Consider the following 16,297-nt stretch of genomic DNA (forward strand, 5'->3'; position numbering starts at 1 on the left):
GCAGCGGGGCGAGGAGCGGCGGCCGCCGCAACCGGACTGGGTGGTGGAGCTCAGCGTCGGGCTCGGCGCCCGCCCCATCGAGGTCCACGCCGGGCACTGCTACGCCATCGGGAAACGCCACCGGGCCATCAGCCGCGAGCAGGCCCTCACCGCACTCGCCGAAGGCATCCGGGCCTGCGCACACTGCCGACCGGACACCGAGCTCGGGGTGCTGTGAGCGGCAGCCGGTCGCACCCTGAAAACATGAGCGCCCCCATACTCGTGCACCGCCTTCCTCAGCCGGCGGCCGGGCGGTCACCATCAACGGCGACATCGCCGGCCTCGCCCGCGACGACCGCGACCTGATCGAATTCCTCCGGCAAGCCGGGATCTACGACGCCGAGCACTGCCTCGACGACCCGCACTGGGTCGAATGGCGCGGCGGGCGGGCACACCGGTACGAAGCGGCGTGAGGCGCTGCCCTGCGGCGCTCGGTCACGCCATGAGATCACCCCGCGTCGCCCGCTTTGTCGCATCGCGAATGATCGCTTCCTTCGTTCCCTGCCTCAGCGCACTCACATGGAGACCCGCCCGGCGAGTCGACTCCCAGAGCAGGTCGACTATCCGCTGGCTCGCCACGCCGTCTAGCAGGTCCGGGTTCGCCTCCAGTTCCTCCAGGAGCGCGGTGAAGCCCGGCACCGCCTGGGCCGCCTGGATCCACCCGTCCGCACCTTCGAGTTCCTTGCTGCCACGCTCGGGGCGAGCCGCGATCCAGAGGGCCATCTCGCTTGCGTCATGCCAGTCGGGGGCATCGCGATGACACGGAGCGCACAGGAGCACGATGTCCGACGGAGCGTCGGAGCCACCCGAGCCGGAGGGAGCTATGTGAGCCCGCTCAAGCGTTGCCCGCTCCCCACTGGATCTGGGGGTCGCCTTGCTCCACCGCTCCGAGAACCAGCCGCAGGCGAAGCAGCACGGATTGCCGAGGTCTTCCAGCATCGGGGCGTAGATCTGACGGCCTGCGTCGACAACCCAATACTCGGCCAGCTGCCACTTCGTTGGGACCCTCATCGACTGCCGCCTTCCGTATTCGCATCGTCCGTGGCGCGCTCCCCGTCGTGCGCCCTGAGGGCTTGGGAGATAGCACCGACGCTGGGGTTCTTGCCCTTGTTCGCGCGGGCCGGGCAGGTCCGCGTATCCGTCGCGGACGATCCGCACGGTGGACACAGTGCCCTTGGTCACGGTGTGGTGGACCAGCGATCCGTTGACCGGGCCCCACGGGCCTTTCTGGTTACCTTTGTGGGTACGCCAGTTACTCACCTCGACGACTCGCACGCCCTCCTCGCGGAGAGCAGCAAGGACCGCGGACGCGGACAGGGGATTGACCATCAGGTCTCCAGACATGAAGACGCCCCCGTGATGGTGCACGGGGGCGTCGCTTTGGATGTGGTCAGGCGGGAGCTATGCCTTCGGTGGCGGATGTCGGCATGGGGTCGCCGAGTTGGCGACACAGGTAGACGCGGTTCGCGTACACCGGCACCGGCGGATAGGCGGCGGCGATGCTGGCCATGTAAGCCTCGGCGGCGGCCTGCGCCGCAGCGTCCTCGTGCGGCAGCTATGGGGTGTCCGCCGTCCGGGCCTGCTCTGCGATGGGCCCTGCCCCATGTCGCCGAGGACGGCTCGGTCAGTCTGCTCGGCGCGATCACCGCCCGCGCAGGTCTGCCCGGGACCTCGGGCGGCCGAGAGGTGCCGACGCTCCGGTGATCCGCTGTTCCGGCGGCAAAAGGGGTGGCAGCGAAGAGATCCGAGCTGGTACGTTCGCGACCATGTCCAGCCCCGAGTCCGACAGAGACTAGCCACCGGTCCACCGGTGGCTGATCCGCTGTCGAGCTGATCCCGTACGGCCGAGTACCGGCCGTGGGTTCGCTGCCGCCGGGCTGCCGCCGCAGGACCACCGCCGTGTGGGCTGCGCTTTCCCGTATGCGCTCGTGTCGCACTCGTGCGCATATTCTCCGGCTCCGGCGCCTGCCGAGTCGTCGAGTCCCGTCCTTGAACACCCAGGACGTTCTTCCGTGTTGCCGCTCGTCCTGACGAGCGGGCGCGGCCCACACCCCCTGCCTGGTCCATCCATCAGCCGTCCATGGGGTTTCTTCATGCCATTTGCCGTCTACGCACTCGGGCTCGCCGTCTTCGCCCAGGGCACATCCGAGTTCATGCTGTCCGGTCTGGTCTCGGACATCGCCGCCGACCTCCACGTGTCCATTCCGGCCGCGGGGCTGCTCACCTCGGCCTTCGCGATCGGGATGGTTGTCGGGGCGCCGTTGATGGCGCTCTTCAGCCGGAACTGGCCGCGCCGCCGTGCCCTGTTGTTCTTCCTCTGTGTCTTCAGCGCCGTCCATGTCATCGGCGCGCTCACCCCCAGCTATGGGGTGCTTCTCGCGACGCGGGTCGTCGGGGCGCTGGCGAATGCCGGTTTCTGGGCCGTGGCCCTGGTGACGGCGGTCTCGATGGTCGGACCCGAGGCCCGGGCACGCGCCACGTCCGTGGTGGTCGGGGGCGTCACCATCGCCTGTGTGGCCGGGGTGCCCGCCGGCGCGGCGCTGGGCGGGCACTGGGGGTGGAGGTCGGCGTTCTGGGCCGTGGCCCTCGTCTGCGTACCGGCCGTCGTCGTGATCGCCAGGACGATTCCGGGGGCACGGCCGGAGTCCACCCCCGCACCCGCACGCGACGAGCTGGGGGCCCTGGCCCGTCCGCGGCTGCTGCTGACCCTGCTGACGAGCGCCCTCGTGCAAGGGGCGACGTTCTGCGCGTTCTCCTACTTCGAGCCGCTCGCAACCCATGTCACCGGACTCGGTACCGCCTGGGTGCCCGCCCTGCTCGCGCTGTTCGGCCTGGGCTCGTTCGTCGGGGTCACCGTCGCCGGCCGGATCATCGACGCCCGGCCGGTCGCCCTCACCACGGCCGGTCTGCTCTCGCTCGCCGTCGGCTGGGCCGGGTTCGCACTGACCGCGGGAAGCACGTCCGCAACGGTCGCGCTCGTCTTCGTCCAGGGCATGCTCGCGTTCGGCACCGGGACGGCGCTGATCTCGTGGGTGTTCCGGCTGGCGGCCGACGCACCGACCCTGTCCGGCTCGTTCGCCACGTCCGCGTTCAATGTGGGCGGCGCGCTCGGCCCATGGTTCGGCGGGCTCGCGATCGACGCGGGGTTCGGCTTCCGCTCACCGCTGTGGGTGAGCGCGCTCCTGATGGTCCTGGCGCTGGGCACCGCCGGGGCCTCACTGGGGATGCGCCGGGCCGCCGATCAAAGCCGCGACGGAGTTCCTGCGGTCTGACCGGCCATGAATGAAGCCCCGCCCGGCGCTGAACGGGCGGGGCTGTCCTGGTCACAGCAAGCAGCCAGCAAGCGGGATAAGGACATCGACCACCGTATCGGCGACCACTGACAACGACGGCCGACGTCCGAGGCGTCAGAGATCGAGGTCCACGACCACCGGGGCGTGGTCGGACGCGCCCTTGCCCTTGCGCTCCTCGCGGTCCACATAGCTGTCCTTGACCGCCGCGGCGAAGGGCGCATTGCCGTAGACGAGGTCGATCCGCATGCCCTTGTTCTTCGGGAAGCGCAGCTCCCGGTAGTCCCAGAAGGTATAGGGACGGTCGTACTTGAGCGGGCGCGGCATGACGTCGGACAAACCCTCCTGGCGCAGCACGGCGAGGGCGGCGCGCTCGGCCGGAGTGACGTGGGTCGCGCCCTCGAACAGCGCCGGATCCCAGACGTCCTCGTCGGTCGGGGCCACATTGAAGTCGCCCAGGACCGCGAAGGGCTGCGAGCCCGCGGCGTCCGCGGCGACGGCCTTCTGCAGGGCCTCGAACCAGCGCAGCTTGTACGCGTAGTGCGCGTGCTCGACCTCGCGGCCGTTGGGCACGTACACCGACCAGACGCGGACCGGGCCGCAGGTCGCGGAGATCGCCCGGGGCTCCTGCGCGCCCTCGTACTCGGGGCCGTCGGGCAGGCCCTTGACGACGTCGGACAGGCCGGCCCGGGAGACCAGCGCGACCCCGTTCCACCGGCCCGTGGCGTGGACCGCGGACTCGTAGCCGAGCTCGCGGAGCGCGTCCGCCGGGAACTGTTCGGCGGCGCACTTGGTCTCCTGGATGCACAGCACATCCGTGCCGGAGCTCTCCAGCCAGGCCAGCAGCCGCGGGAGCCGGGCGGTGATCGAATTGACGTTCCAGGTGGCGATGCGCATGTACGCAAACCTAGCGGCTCCCACTGACAGTCGCCGGACCGGCGGCGGTCACAGGCCGGTCGAGTCCCCCGGGGTCAGCCGGCCGTGGTCGGCGCCGCCGAGGCTGCCGATCTGGTTGTCGTAGACCGGGCGGGCCAGATCGGCGAGCAGCGCGTCGTGGATGTCGATGGCGCGGCGCGGCTTGACCGCGCGTACGTAGTCGATGACCTCGGAGATCTTGTTCCAGGGGGCCATCACCGGGAGCAGCAGGGTGTCGACCGGCTGGTCGGGGACGGTGAGCGCGTCGCCCGGGTGGAAAAGCGAGCCGTCCACCAGGAAGCCGATGTTGGTGATCCGCGGAATGTCCGGGTGGATCACCGCGTGCAGCTCGCCGTGCACCTGTACGTCAAACCCGGCCGCGGAGAAGGTGTCGCCGTGGCCGACGGTGTGGACCCGGCCGGGGAAGGCCGCCGAGACCTGGTCGGCGACGCTGCGCAGGGTCCAGATCTCGGCGGCCGGATTGGCCTCCATGCCGGCACGCAGCCGCCCCTCGTCGAAGTGGTCGAAGTGCTCGTGCGTCACCAGTATCGCGTCGGCGCCGACGGCGGCGTCCTCCTCCGACAGGCCGCCCGGGTCGATGACGAGCGTCTGCCCGTCCTTCTCCAGACGGATACAGGAGTGCGTCTTCTTGGTCAGTGTCAGGCGCATGGGGTTCACGGTGTCCATGGCCCCATCCTGCTACGGGCGGGGCATCGTTTCTTCCTGAATCACGGTCTGGGCGATCGAGAAGGCGGCGCTCGCGGCCGGTACGCCGCAGTACACGGCGGTCTGCATCAGCACCTCCTTGATCTCGGCCGGGGTAAGGCCGTTGCGCAGCGCGGCCCTGACATGGACGGCCAGGCTCTCCAGATGGCCGGAGGTGACCAGCGCGGTGAGCGTGACACAGCTGCGGGTACGGCGGTCCAGGCCCTCCCGGGTCCAGACCTCGCCCCAGGCGTAGCGCGTGACCAGCTCCTGGAAGTCGTCGGTGAAATCGTCGGAGGCGGCCATGGCCCGGTCCACATGGGCGTCGCCCAGCACCTCGCGGCGCACCTTCATGCCGGGCTCGTACGGGTCGGCGCGTCCGGTGGTCCCGGTCTCGGGCTGCGGTGTGGCTGCGGTGATCTCCGCGACGGGCAGCACCGGGGTGGAGAGCTGCGGGGCGAAGGGCGGGACGGGGATGGCGGCGAGGGTGTCCTGCCAGGCCGTGGAGAAGTGGGTGAGGAGCAGATCGGTGACGGCTCCGGGCTGCTCGACCGGGGCGAGGTGGGAAGCGCCGGGGACGAGAGCGAGCCGGGCGTCCGGTATGCCCGCGACCAGGGTGCGGGCGTCGCCCGGTCCGGTGACCCGGTCCTCGGCGCCGACCAGTACGAGGGTCGGAACGGTGATGCGGCCGAGTTCGCCGCGGACGTCGAAGGCGGCGAGGGCTTCGCAGGCGGCGATGTAACAGCCGGGGTCGGTGGTGCGGACCATCTGGACGGCCCACTCGACGATGGCCGGCTGGGCGGCGGCGAAACCGGGGGTGAACCAGCGCTCCGGTGCGGTGCGGGCCATCGGCTCCAGACCGTTGGTGCGGACGACCACCCCGCGCTGGCGGAACTCGTCGGCGCTGCCGAACCGGGGCGAGGCGGCGACCAGTGCCAGCGAGGCGACCCGGTGCGGGTGGCGCAGCGCGAGGTCGGCGCCGATCGCGCCGCCGATGGAGCAGCCCGCGTACCCGAAGCGCTGGACGCCGAGCCCGTCGAGAGTGGCGAGCAGCCGGTCGGAGAGTTCGGTGACGGCGGTCGCGGGGTGGGCGGGGGCGCCGCCGTGGCCGGGGAGGTCGAAGCGGAAGACTCTCCAGTGCTGGGTGAGCTCCGGTATCTGCCGGTCCCACATGTGCCATGTGGTACCGAGATAGGGGCCCAGGACCAGGACCGGTGCGTCTTCTGGCCCGTCAAAGCGGTATTGGAGGGTGTTCGGTAGTGTCTCGCTCACCTGCCTCACGCTCTCATATCTCACAATCTCTCACGACCGCGCGGTCTGTCCCTCTCCGGACCCATGCAGTCCGCCCCACACCGTGGCAGCTCCACGAAGATCCTCCACACCCGGCTTGACGTACCACTTCTTCGTGGTCTTGACGTTCGTGTGTCCCGCCCACCGAGCCAACAGGTGGTCCGGCACGCCCTTGTTGGCCAGGTACGTGAAGCAGGACGCCCGAGCGTCGTACAGGCGCACCTGACGGAGCCCTAGCAGCTCCATGATCCGGTATGCCCGTCGGCGTAGTTGCTTGATGTTCCGAGCCTCCCCGATCTCGTCCACCAGGACGTAGCCGGAGTCTACGTAATCCGGACCGAGAGCAAGCTTTTCCTTGGCCTGGAGAGCCTTGAATGACCGGAGCGCATCCCACACCGGAGCGGGCAAGGGAAGCTCTCGTTCTCCGGCCATGGACTTAGTGTCTTTCTCCACCACCGTCTTGTTCCCCATCATCGTCCGGGTATTGGCGATGCTGAGAGTTCCGGCTTCCAAGTCGATATCCTCCCAACGGAGTCCGCAGACTTCCGCCGGGCGGAGACCCATGAGGGAAAGCAGGAGCGGAGCGTAGAGCCTGTCTTCCCTGATCCCCTGCACGAATGTGTGGACCTCCGCGACGTCCCAAGGCTTCAGTTCTGCCTTGGTCCTCCGCTCTTCCTTCCGAGCCCTACGCGGAATCGAAAGATGCTGAGCCACATTCATGGAAACGAGCCGCTTAGTCACTGCGCGATTCAGACAGTCTTTGAGTCGCGCAAGGCTCATTTCTACGCTCGTCACTCCAAGCGGAGTTCCGGCCTTTCCCCCACGGATACGCCCGCACTTGAGCGCCCACTTCATCCAATCTTCCACATCCCCTTCGGTAAGTTCCTGAAGCAGGATCTCACCGAGCTTTCCCCGGACTCGGTCCAGGGTGGTTCGGTAGTTGTAGATGGTGGTTTCTTCCAGATCTTCCGCCTTCTTCTCCAGCCATTGGTCAATCCACATGTTGACCGTCAGTTGGCTAGGCGGGACGAACGTACCCGAGTTCTGCTCGTTCTCAATTCGGGACAGTTCCGCCTTGGCTTCCCGAAGCGTGGCCCTGGTAACAGTTAGCTGCTTACGCTTACCATCCTCGCCCCTACCGATGTCGAGAACGAATCGATATCTCACCTTGCCTGATGAAAGCGTGATCTTCTTGATATCGGCCACTTACTCCACCTTCCCTAGCCACTCCCCTTCAGGACTGGACACATAACCAGAGGCGTCACTGCATTACATCCACAACGAGCGCCTAATTAATGAAGTGCCCGCACACGGCACCGCCTCACACTGGAAAGACGCATCTTCAACTGGCTTCACCGCCAAGTGCAGCCTCAGATACCGTTGCACTCAATGGTGGTCACCATCGCCGGTTTGGCTAACCGGCGATCGTCGTCTATTTTGCGGGCCGCATCACATGAGCAGGATCCGATATCTTCGGGGCACCCTCGGTCAGGAAGCCAACCGGTATGAGCGCAGGGCTGGGGTCGCGCGGTCGTCAGTGAGGCGGTCAAGATTTCGCACTACGACACGCTCGGAAGCCTCAATGGCACCAGACACCTGCCACGTTGAAGCCCCGGAGTTCGCCGCAACGTGTGCGAGGGCGGCCCGGTCGCGGCGATAGCCGCGTTGCAGTAGGTCCTCGCCGAACAGGCCAGCCGCGCAGACGCAAACGCACAGCCCGCTGGACACGTTGCCGTAGTCGCCGGCCATCTGGGCGGACCAACCATTCAATGCGCCGAGCGCAAAGAGGACAGGGGAAGTGCAGCGGGCGGATCGAATAGCGGAATCCGACAGACGGGCCTCCTAAGGTAGGGACCACGCCAGAGAGCGCCTGGTGTGGTCGGGGTTGCGAATCAGTCGCAACCCCGACCACACCGAAGTAACCGCAACTTCTGACCTGGTGTTTTCCGGGACGTTGTACGTTGACATGCTCCCGGCGGAGGTTTCCAGTCCTTTGGAGTTCTTTCTTGTCTGCCGTGGGCGAATGCCCGCCGACGGCCGGCGGGGGCCCTCCCGTCGCGGGCCTACTGAGGCGGAATCAATCCGTTGGCACCTGCATCACGAGGCCGCAGAGGTCACCTCTCAGCGGGTGCGGCGGATCATTACCGTGAGGCGAGACGAAGCAGGCGAAGGCTGGCTGTCTGTAGAGCGCGTGAACCTTTCCGCCTCCCACCGCCTCGTTAACCTCGATCGTTCATGAGTCCTCGTCGGTTCGCTGACGGGGGCTTCGTGCTTGCGAGGTGCGGTCTTTTCGGGGTTGGGGCAGGTTGGCGGCCCGGCTGTCGCGTCGGGTGGGCGCCGGGTTCCACTTTCCCGGTGCGGTGATGCGGATCGTTGGGGCGGCCGGTGTGGCTGGTCAGCCGGGGCTCGGCAGGGCATTGAGCCGGTCGATTGCCTGGATGACTTCGTTTGTCCAGGGCCATCGTGTGGTGAAGCGGAGCCAGCGGCGGCGGCCGGTGGTGACGAGCTGGGCGGCGGCGGAGAACAGCCTCAGGCGGAGCTTCTTGGGTTCCCAGCGGCGCGTTTCTGTGGTCAGGGCGAGCATCGGCATCCAGGCGAGGAGGTCGAGTGCGAGGGAGACGATCTCCAGCCAGATCTGGTTCTGCGCGGTGTCGTGCAGGGGCAGGTTGCGCAGGCCGGTGTCGCGGGCGTTTCGGATGCGGTCCTCGCAGCGGGCCCGGCGGCGGTGACGCAGTTCGAGGTCGGCGAGCTGGCCGCCTTTGGTGTTGGTCGCGAAGCAGGTGAGCCGTAGTCCGTCGAGGTCGGTGAAGCGCAACTGTGCGCCGGGATGCGGGCGTTCCTTGCGGACGATCAGCCGCATGCCCTTGGGCCACGTTGTCAGGTCGGGCATGTCGGTGATCTCCGCGACCCAGGCGCCGGGCCGCTCGGTGCCGCCAGCGTCGTAGGCCGGACGCCTTTTTCGGGATCTTCAGGACGGCCTGGTGGACGGCGTCGGTGATGGTCATTCCGACGGAGTACGACAGCCACCGGCCCGGCTTGGAAAGCCAGTCGAGGAAGGCATGAGTGCCGCCGGCGGAATCGGTGCGGATCAATGTCTGTCGGCCCCGCCGCAGGTGTTTGGGGAGTTGGGCCAGGGCGATCCCAGTGGTGGTGATGTGATCGCTCGCGGTGTTGGAACCTGCGTTGCCGGGCCGCAGCAGCGCAGCCACCGGCTCTCCGGAACCGGCCCGGCCGTGGTCGACGAACGCGACGAGCGGATGATGACCGAAGGTCTTCTTCCAGGTCGCGGTGGCGTCTTGCTTCTCGGAGTGCGCAAGGACCAGCACGCCGTCGATGTCCACGATCACCGAGCCGCCGGCGGCCGGACCGTTCGCCCCGGCCAGTCCCCAGACCCGCGACCGTACTTCTGCCCGCGCCGACCGGATCGCGGTGAGCGCCTTCGGCCCGGCTGCGGCAAGGACGTCGAGCCGTGAGACCGTCGGGTCGGATGCCACCGGGCCGAACACGTCGCGCTCGGCCCGCAGCATGGCAACATCGGCGAGGCAGTCCCCGCCCAGAGCCGTCGCGAGCGCGACATCCAGCAAGACCTTGCCCGGATCGTGCACCGCCCGCGGCTTGCGCCACGGCGCCAACGCCGTCGATATCGCGGTGTCCAGGCCCAACTTGCGGACCGTCTCGACCAGCAGCACCGCCCCGCCCTGCGAGACCGCCCCGCTGCCACCGCCCTCGACGCGGACACGCGGGTACAACCCGATACGCTTACTCACCTGGAGAGTGCTTCTTTCCATGCAGCCAACAGGACCCTAGACAAGTCCCATCGTTGCAGGTCAGGAGCACTCTCCGCTTATTTGATCAAGCACCGGACAACCCACCTCGCGAAAGCCCGAGGTTAGTTGGGAAGTTGTACACCCACTATCCAAGCCAGAGCACCCCACCGGCCCCTCTCATTCACTCCGGCGTCCTGGCCTGCTACTCAAGCTGCCTCTGGTGAACGACGGACGAGTGGGCCGACGGGGCTGCCCGGGAGGGGACGAGGGGCGCAGGGGGGGAGGCGATTCCGGCCTCGGGAGGGGGGTCGCGAAGGGAGTCAGCCCAGTTTTTTGACTGCGTCGTCGGCGCTGGCGACCAGATCGAGCGCCTTGCGGTGGCCGGGTTCGTTCTCAACGCCGCGGCCGATCTGCTCTGCGACTACCACCACGCGTGGATCGGCGGCGGGAAGTGGCTGCCGCGGCGTCTCCTGGAGGCGGACGCAGAGCGTGGGGCCGCCCTGCTCAAAGGGCACCTGCACCTGTGTAAGTCGGGAGACCCAGGACTCATGATCGACGCGGCTTCCGGGATCCTCGACCTGGTCGGCGGGCCTCTTCGCGAGGGCTATCGCAGGACCTGGCGCGGTGTTATCGAATCGGTTGCTGCTGTCTCCGGGCGTTGACGGGCTGAGGCCGGTGACGGGATCGGTGGCTATCGAGTGTGGTCACCGGGGGCGTACTTCTTCCAGGTGCCTCCGGCTTGGGCTGCGACGGCCTCGGCGTGAACGGTGTGGTAACCGAGCATCCCCGCGACGACCGACGGCGGTGCCTGAAGGACGAGTTGCCGCAGGGTGGCGGTCCGGCCGTTGACGGTGGGGACGCCTGCGGCGGTGAGTCGCTTGCCGAGGGTGGCGGGGTCCACGGGCTGTCCAGCCCGGCGTCCGGGGAAGAGCCAGTCGCTGGCGGGAAGAGTGCCGCCTGGCCGGTTCAGGCGTCCGTCACGTATGTAGCCGAGTAGTAGCTCGGCGAAGGGCTCGGGAACCGGTGTGGGTGGATCACCCAGAAGGAGTGCGACCTGGTCACCGTCGTGCTGGACGTCGTGGACGGTGAGCCGGACGAGCCGACGGACGGGCTGGGCATAGAGGAGGATCAGGGCAGCCGCGATCCGTTCCATGAGCGGGAGATCGTCGCTGGTCATGATCTTGCGGATCAGGGCGATGCGGTGGTGCTGGCTGATCGGGGCCGGGTTCTCCGTGCGGATCGTGGGGACCTTCAACCGGGGCATGACCTGGTGGTCCATGCTCCAGCGCAGGAACGCTTGGACGACGCGGCGGACGGTGGCGTCCTTGGCGAACCAGGCGTCGAAGTCCGCCTGGGTGCACTCGCTGGCGACGCGGTCCCGTTCGGCGAGCCAGACGAGGAAGGCGGCTGCCTGGATGAGCTGGGTGCGGGCGGTCTTGACGACTCCGGGTCCGAGGGGCCGCTTGGCGGCGGTGGCCCGGAGCTTGCGCAGGAGGTGCCAGGTGGCGAAGCGGTTCAGGAGCTGGCGGTGTTCGACGTCCTCGATGGTGTCGAGCCATTCGGGCAGTCGGCGTTCGACAGCAGGAGGTGCCGGTCGCGGTGCGGCAGGACGCCGGTGTGCATGAGCAGGTCACGGACGTGGGCCACCGACCGCCAGGGCGACAGCGTGCTCAATCCCTCGTGAGTGAGGGGCACTTCGCCGAGGGCGAGGGCGCGCAGGATCTTCTGGACGTGCGGTTTGCCGACCCAGGTCAGCGTTGCCTTGGGACGGGGCACGGACCTAACCTCGTCGAAGAACGAAACGAGCTCGGGCCGGACGCGGCCGGCGCCGTCGTCCAGGAGTCCTTCCAGCCGCTCGGCCAGGACGCAGTTCCCGCATACTCCGAGCAGGTAGCGGCGGGCCTCCCGGCCGCAGCGTTCGCAGTGGAACTCGCCCAGGCCGCCCGCGCAATCGGTGCACCACCGGCCGCCGTCCGGTGCGATGCCCGGGGTGAGCCGGTCGACGCCGCAGCCGACGCACTGCCCGTAGGTCTCCAGTGCGTGGTCGTAGCAGGCGGAGCACAGGTAGCCCTCGGGCCAGTGGGCGGCTCCGAGACGGACGGCCCGGTGACAGCGCGCGCAGAACAGGTCCTCGGGCCGGACCCGGGTGCGGCTCATTTCTCCGGGCGGACCCGGGCCCGCTTGGGCCGGACCGTGGCCGCGAGGTCGACCACGTCGGCGCTGCCGGAGGCGGCGGTGCGGCGCGGGGCCACGTTCTCCGCCTTGGCGGCGATCAACTCGGCGGGAGTGACGTCGAGGATGTCGCAGAGGGCGGCGAGGACGGGCAGGGACAGCCGCTCGGGTGTCTGGGTGACCAGCCGCCAGACCTGGACCGAGGACAGCTCGATGCCGCGGTCGGCCAGTAGCGGCGACAGGTCGGAGGCGACAAAGATGCCGCGCGTGGCCATCACCTCGCGCAGCCGCCACTGGTAGCTGACCTGGCGCTTCATCAGGCTCTCCTTGCCGGCCGCAGGGCGGCCTCCATCGTCGCGTCCAGCGCTCTGCGCAGGGTGCGGGTGCGGAAGTCGGAGGATACGCAGGTGTAGATCGCGGTCGTGGACGCGTAGTCGTGACCGACTTGCTCCTGGACAAAACGGGCGTCCCAGCCGTCCTCGATCAGGTGGGTCACGTACGACCTTCGAAAGGAATGGAAGTCCAGTCCCTCGTCCAGGCCGAGCGCGTCCCGGTAGGCGGCGAAGCGGGTGTTCATCTGGGAGAAGCCGATGCGGGCCGAGCGTTCCGAGGGCCACAGAGCCCCGGTGCCGGAAGTGGCGAACAGTGGCCGGACCTCCTCGTTCCACTGCTGAAGGATCTCCGCCGACCAGTCCCAGACCGTCAGCACGCTGCGGCGCTTCGGGGGCGAGCCCTTCTTCGCCTTGCCGTGGCGGATATAGCAGACGCCGTAGTCGCCGAACTCCGGGCCCTCAGGGTTGCGGCCGAAGTCGACCGTGTCCAGCATCCGGGTCTCGTTGCGGCGCAGGCCGAAGGCGTACGCGGTCTTGAAGAGCACTGCGTCACGGAACGCGGGCAGCCAGCCCTTGCGGCCCCGGCCGCGAACCTTGGTGACCTGGTCGTCGGCGTAGTCGAAGAACGCCTGCAACTCATCCTGGGTGAAGGGCCTCTTCGCCGCATCGGCTTCGGCGTCCTCCACGTGCACCGCGGCGTTCCACTCATGCACGACCTGTATGGGATGGGTGCCGAAACGTTCTTCGCAGGTCGCAGCCCAGCCGTAGGCGGGGTCGACGACGAACCCGCAGAACGAGCGCACGGTACCTTGATAGTTACGCAGCGTGGAGCGCTTCAACCCGCGGACCGCCCGAAGATCGCCCATCCACTCGTCGAGCATCTGCGGCGACCAAGTCCACGGGAAGGCGTCGGCGTGCCGAGCGAAGGCCCGCACCGTCTTCTCCCGGCCCTCGATCGTGGAGAAAGCCAAGTTGCGCGCCAACTGCTGGTTGCGCCAGCCGTCCAGCATCGCGGTGAAGACCTGCTCGTCGGGCCGCAGCAGCGGCAGATCGCTGACCAGATGCAGCCCCACTGCCCCCGGCGCGAGGCTGTTCCTGCTCATCAAAAGCACTCTCCGTAACTTACATCAGACGAAGGGATCTTTCATTAGATGTAAGTCGATGGCAAACGTGCAGGTAAGAAGCCTGTCTAGAGCCGCAACGAGGGCTACGGGAGCGACCTGCCCGGCTGGAGAGACCGCATACACTGAGGCCCTGGCCTGCGTCGATGAGCGACAGAACCTCCGATGTGCTGCCCGACCGCAATGCTGCATCAGATGAAATTGCGGTCACTTTCGAGGTGAGCCCAGAAGCCGCCAATAGTTGATCTTGAGGCGTCAGCGCTTCCGTCGGGCGACCGCGTCGACGCGGTCTGGCTCCTGATGCAGCACTCGGAGCTGCCTGCCTGCTATCTACCTGCGACCGTGTGGATCAGTTCCACAACTCGTTCTGCGTTCGTCAGATCCGGTATGACGTGGTCGGCTCCTTCGGCGGCCAATTGCTCAGCCGAGGTCGTTCCTGAGGCAACGCCGATGACTCTCGCGCCTCCCTCCAGTCCTGTCCGGACGTCCTGCAGGGAGTCACCGATGATGACGGTGTTCTCGCGGCCGAAGATATGGCCGTACACTGCCTCAGCTCTGTTCTGTGCAATGCGCACGAGGGCAGGCCGATGGGAGTCGTCGGAAGCGTAGCCTCCGATACTCATGTCGAGGTAGTCCGCAAGGCAGAAGGCGGACAGTTTGATCTCTGCGCTCGCTTTGAGGTTGCCGGTCACAATCGTCGGGACGAGCAGTCGAGACTGGTGTACAGCCGCCAGAGCCCCAACGGCGCCGGGCATCAGATGTCCCTCGCGACGCAGTGCCTCACGGTGGCGATTCAGCCGGCCGGGGAGGCGGTCAACCATCAAGCGCGCGAGGTGATCGAATTCCGATTCGGGGACCGCATTGGCGGAGAGCAGTTCTCGCACGGCAAGCGGCATGGTGACACCGGTTCCTCTGGCGGGCAGCGTCTGCGCGTCGCGGTCAACTATCTCGCGAAACACCTCGCGATACACCAAGCGGTCGGTCTCACCGACGTAGAGCAGAGTCCGGTCGACGTCCCATAGCACCAGAATCATGCGAGCGCTCGCTCCTTCAGAAGTTCCTCGCCCCGGTCTAGGAACATACGGACAGGGGCTGCGCTGCCGAACTGGCGCGCTTCGAGCAGCATCGAGCGCAGATGCTCGTCGAGCCGGGCGGACCGGATGCCGTCCACCATGGTGAGCACTTCGTGTCCGGTAGCGGCACCGGCGTCGGCGTCGCCCGCGCGCATCTGAGCCGTTGCTGCGCGGGTGAGGAACTGGGCCCTGGTCCGGGTTTCTTCACGGCTCAGGACGCCGCGAGCTGAAGCGAAGGCGGATGCGGCTTCGGCTGGACGGCCCAGCTCGAGGAAGCAGCTGCCTCGCTGGCCGAGGATCTCACCCGGATTGATCCAGTACAGCCAATGCGGCTCATCCTCACCGCGCCCCTTGGCACACAGGGCATCTGCTTCTTCGAGGGCTGCCAGAGCGTGCCGTTCTTCTCGCAGTCGAGCGTGACCTCGCGCTTGCCGCGTGAGGAGCATGGCGTGCAACGCCGGCACGTCCTGGTCACTGATGATCTGGCGTGCTGTCCGGGCAGCAGTGACTGCCTCGCGGGGATCGCCGACCGAGTAGCCGTGAATGGCCAGGAATGACAGTGCACCGGCGCGGAGTCTTGAGTCCCCTGATGCTTGAGCCGCACGCAGTGCACCCAGGAAGAGCCCTTGTGCTTCGTCGTGCTCGCCGCCGTCGAACAAGTACCACCCTGTCTGAATGGCGGTGTCCGCGGTCACTGCTGCGAGTCGGCGGCCTGTCCGCTCGTCGAAGGTTCCGGTCTTCATCAGACCCAGCAGCACCTTCAGGTGTTTCCTGGCGGTGCTGGCCAGGGTTCCACTGCCGCTGCTCGCGTCCAGCTGCCTCAGTGCGTCAGTGGTGGTCTGCAGTGACGTGAGCAGAGGCATGGTCACCCGCGTTCCGTCGCGGGTGTCTGCGGCCAGCACCTCCATAGGGGCGATGGCCGACTGCAGGACATATTGAGTGAGACCGGCTCCGCTCAAGGCGGTCAGCACGCTTCGACGCTTCATGGGACCTCCGACAGCCACTTCAAGTGACGTCACCATACGATCCGCCGTCCACGGCATCGCCGGGTCCAGCGCCTCCGAGGCCGCTGTCTGATCCCGGCCTGTAAAGGGTGTCAGGAGCAGTGGCCGCAGGTCAGTTGGAAGGCCGAGGCCGTTGAGGAGGTCGATGATGGCATCGCGGCCCCCCAGCTGCTTGCGACCGTTTTCGAGGTCGGAGATGTACGACTGGGTAAGCCCGGTCAAGGCGCGTACGTCCATCTGGGACAGTCCCGACCGTCGACGTAACAACCGAAGCAATTCACCGAACTCCCAGGAAGCAAGGGCTCGTTGCACCCGTTCGTCACGCCATGCCCGGTCAGGAACCCTGAGCGCGGCGCTGGTACGTGAGCATGATGCGCACATGGGGTCGGGGTTGTACTGACTCAGCACATTCCCGCACTTGCCGCACACCCGGATCGGCATCTTCATGACAGCACCCGTCGTACTGAGTTGAGCTCAACTTTCAGCTAGTAGGGCTTTGTTAGGTACCCCAAGTGATCCTCGTTGGATAGATTGTGATCTTCTTTCAGTTGTGACTCCTGAGGAGATGGAAGAGGTCCGTCCGCGTCTG

General features: G+C 67.4%; 15 protein-coding genes and 1 pseudogene. 3 read left to right on the forward strand and 13 right to left on the reverse strand.

All coding sequences use genetic code 11. The features are described from left to right. The coding region (locus ACIPEK_RS39965; RefSeq protein ID WP_402006934.1) for a DUF6233 domain-containing protein at positions 1-217 on the forward strand (217 nt) is incomplete at its 5' end. Positions 218-275: 58 nt separating this feature from the next. On the opposite strand, the gene ACIPEK_RS39970 is transcribed toward ACIPEK_RS39965, so the two are convergent. Together ACIPEK_RS39970 and ACIPEK_RS39975 are read right to left on the reverse strand one after the other, a co-directional pair. Continuing rightward, positions 276-404 carry a hypothetical protein gene (locus tag ACIPEK_RS39970; protein ID WP_402006936.1) on the reverse strand — a complete coding sequence of 43 codons (129 nt, stop codon included), beginning with the start codon at positions 402-404 and terminating at the stop codon, positions 276-278. A gap of 70 nt (positions 405-474) precedes the next feature. Continuing rightward, positions 475-1,050 carry a hypothetical protein gene (locus ACIPEK_RS39975; RefSeq protein WP_402006938.1) on the reverse strand — a complete coding sequence of 192 codons (576 nt, stop codon included), beginning with the start codon at positions 1,048-1,050 and terminating at the stop codon, positions 475-477. Positions 1,051-2,132: 1,082 nt separating this feature from the next. Here ACIPEK_RS39975 and ACIPEK_RS39980 point away from each other — a divergent pair. Further along, on the forward strand, positions 2,133-3,311 hold the full coding sequence (locus ACIPEK_RS39980) for a Cmx/CmrA family chloramphenicol efflux MFS transporter (RefSeq protein WP_402006940.1): 1,179 nt from the start codon (positions 2,133-2,135) through the stop codon (positions 3,309-3,311). Positions 3,312-3,446: 135 nt separating this feature from the next. Here ACIPEK_RS39980 and ACIPEK_RS39985 read toward each other — a convergent pair whose 3' ends face one another. The 5 genes and pseudogenes from ACIPEK_RS39985 to ACIPEK_RS40005 all read right to left on the reverse strand — a co-directional run bounded on the left by ACIPEK_RS39985 (position 3,447) and on the right by ACIPEK_RS40005 (position 10,006). After that, a complete protein-coding gene (locus ACIPEK_RS39985) occupies positions 3,447-4,226 on the reverse strand; it encodes an exodeoxyribonuclease III (RefSeq protein ID WP_383075149.1) in 780 nt (259 codons plus the stop codon). Between the two features lie 48 nt (positions 4,227-4,274). Beyond that, on the reverse strand, positions 4,275-4,931 hold the full coding sequence (locus ACIPEK_RS39990) for an MBL fold metallo-hydrolase (protein ID WP_383075151.1): 657 nt from the start codon (positions 4,929-4,931) through the stop codon (positions 4,275-4,277). Between the two features lie 12 nt (positions 4,932-4,943). Continuing rightward, entirely contained in the window at positions 4,944-6,221 is a 1,278-nt protein-coding gene (gene pcaC / locus ACIPEK_RS39995; protein ID WP_402006943.1) for a 4-carboxymuconolactone decarboxylase, read from the reverse strand. Between the two features lie 30 nt (positions 6,222-6,251). Further along, positions 6,252-7,445, reverse strand: coding sequence for a tyrosine-type recombinase/integrase (locus tag ACIPEK_RS40000; protein WP_402006945.1), 1,194 nt, complete (start codon positions 7,443-7,445; stop codon positions 6,252-6,254). 1,189 nt (positions 7,446-8,634) lie between these two features. Further along, positions 8,635-10,006: pseudogene (locus ACIPEK_RS40005) on the reverse strand (IS1380 family transposase). A 377-nt stretch (positions 10,007-10,383) separates the two neighbouring features. On the opposite strand from ACIPEK_RS40005, the gene ACIPEK_RS40010 reads away from it, so the two are divergent. Further along, on the forward strand, positions 10,384-10,668 hold the full coding sequence (locus tag ACIPEK_RS40010; protein ID WP_402006947.1) for a hypothetical protein: 285 nt from the start codon (positions 10,384-10,386) through the stop codon (positions 10,666-10,668). A gap of 29 nt (positions 10,669-10,697) precedes the next feature. Here the strand turns inward: ACIPEK_RS40010 and ACIPEK_RS40015 are convergent, their stop codons facing one another. From ACIPEK_RS40015 to ACIPEK_RS40040, 6 genes are all read right to left on the reverse strand, one after another. Further along, entirely contained in the window at positions 10,698-11,270 is a 573-nt protein-coding gene (locus ACIPEK_RS40015; protein WP_402006949.1) for a hypothetical protein, read from the reverse strand. Between the two features lie 251 nt (positions 11,271-11,521). Further along, the gene (locus ACIPEK_RS40020; RefSeq protein WP_402006951.1) at positions 11,522-12,163 is read right to left on the reverse strand and encodes a hypothetical protein; all 642 of its coding nucleotides are present in this window, start codon (positions 12,161-12,163) and stop codon (positions 11,522-11,524) included. Then, positions 12,160-12,495, reverse strand: a complete 336-nt coding sequence (locus ACIPEK_RS40025; RefSeq protein ID WP_402006953.1) for a helix-turn-helix domain-containing protein — start codon at positions 12,493-12,495, stop codon at positions 12,160-12,162. The genes ACIPEK_RS40020 and ACIPEK_RS40025 overlap by 4 nt, the downstream gene beginning before the upstream one ends. Beyond that, complete coding sequence (locus ACIPEK_RS40030) at positions 12,495-13,613, reverse strand: tyrosine-type recombinase/integrase (protein WP_402006955.1); 1,119 nt, start codon at positions 13,611-13,613, stop codon at positions 12,495-12,497. Before ACIPEK_RS40030 ends, ACIPEK_RS40025 begins: the two co-directional genes overlap by 1 nt. 344 nt (positions 13,614-13,957) lie before the next feature. Beyond that, complete coding sequence (locus tag ACIPEK_RS40035) at positions 13,958-14,665, reverse strand: HAD family hydrolase (RefSeq protein WP_402006957.1); 708 nt, start codon at positions 14,663-14,665, stop codon at positions 13,958-13,960. After that, entirely contained in the window at positions 14,662-16,155 is a 1,494-nt protein-coding gene (locus ACIPEK_RS40040; protein ID WP_402006959.1) for a helix-turn-helix domain-containing protein, read from the reverse strand. Before ACIPEK_RS40040 ends, ACIPEK_RS40035 begins: the two co-directional genes overlap by 4 nt. Positions 16,156-16,297 lie beyond the last annotated feature (142 nt).

The sequence above is a fragment of the Streptomyces sp. NPDC088246 genome (genome assembly GCF_044741025.1).
Lineage (GTDB): Bacteria > Actinomycetota > Actinomycetes > Streptomycetales > Streptomycetaceae > Streptomyces.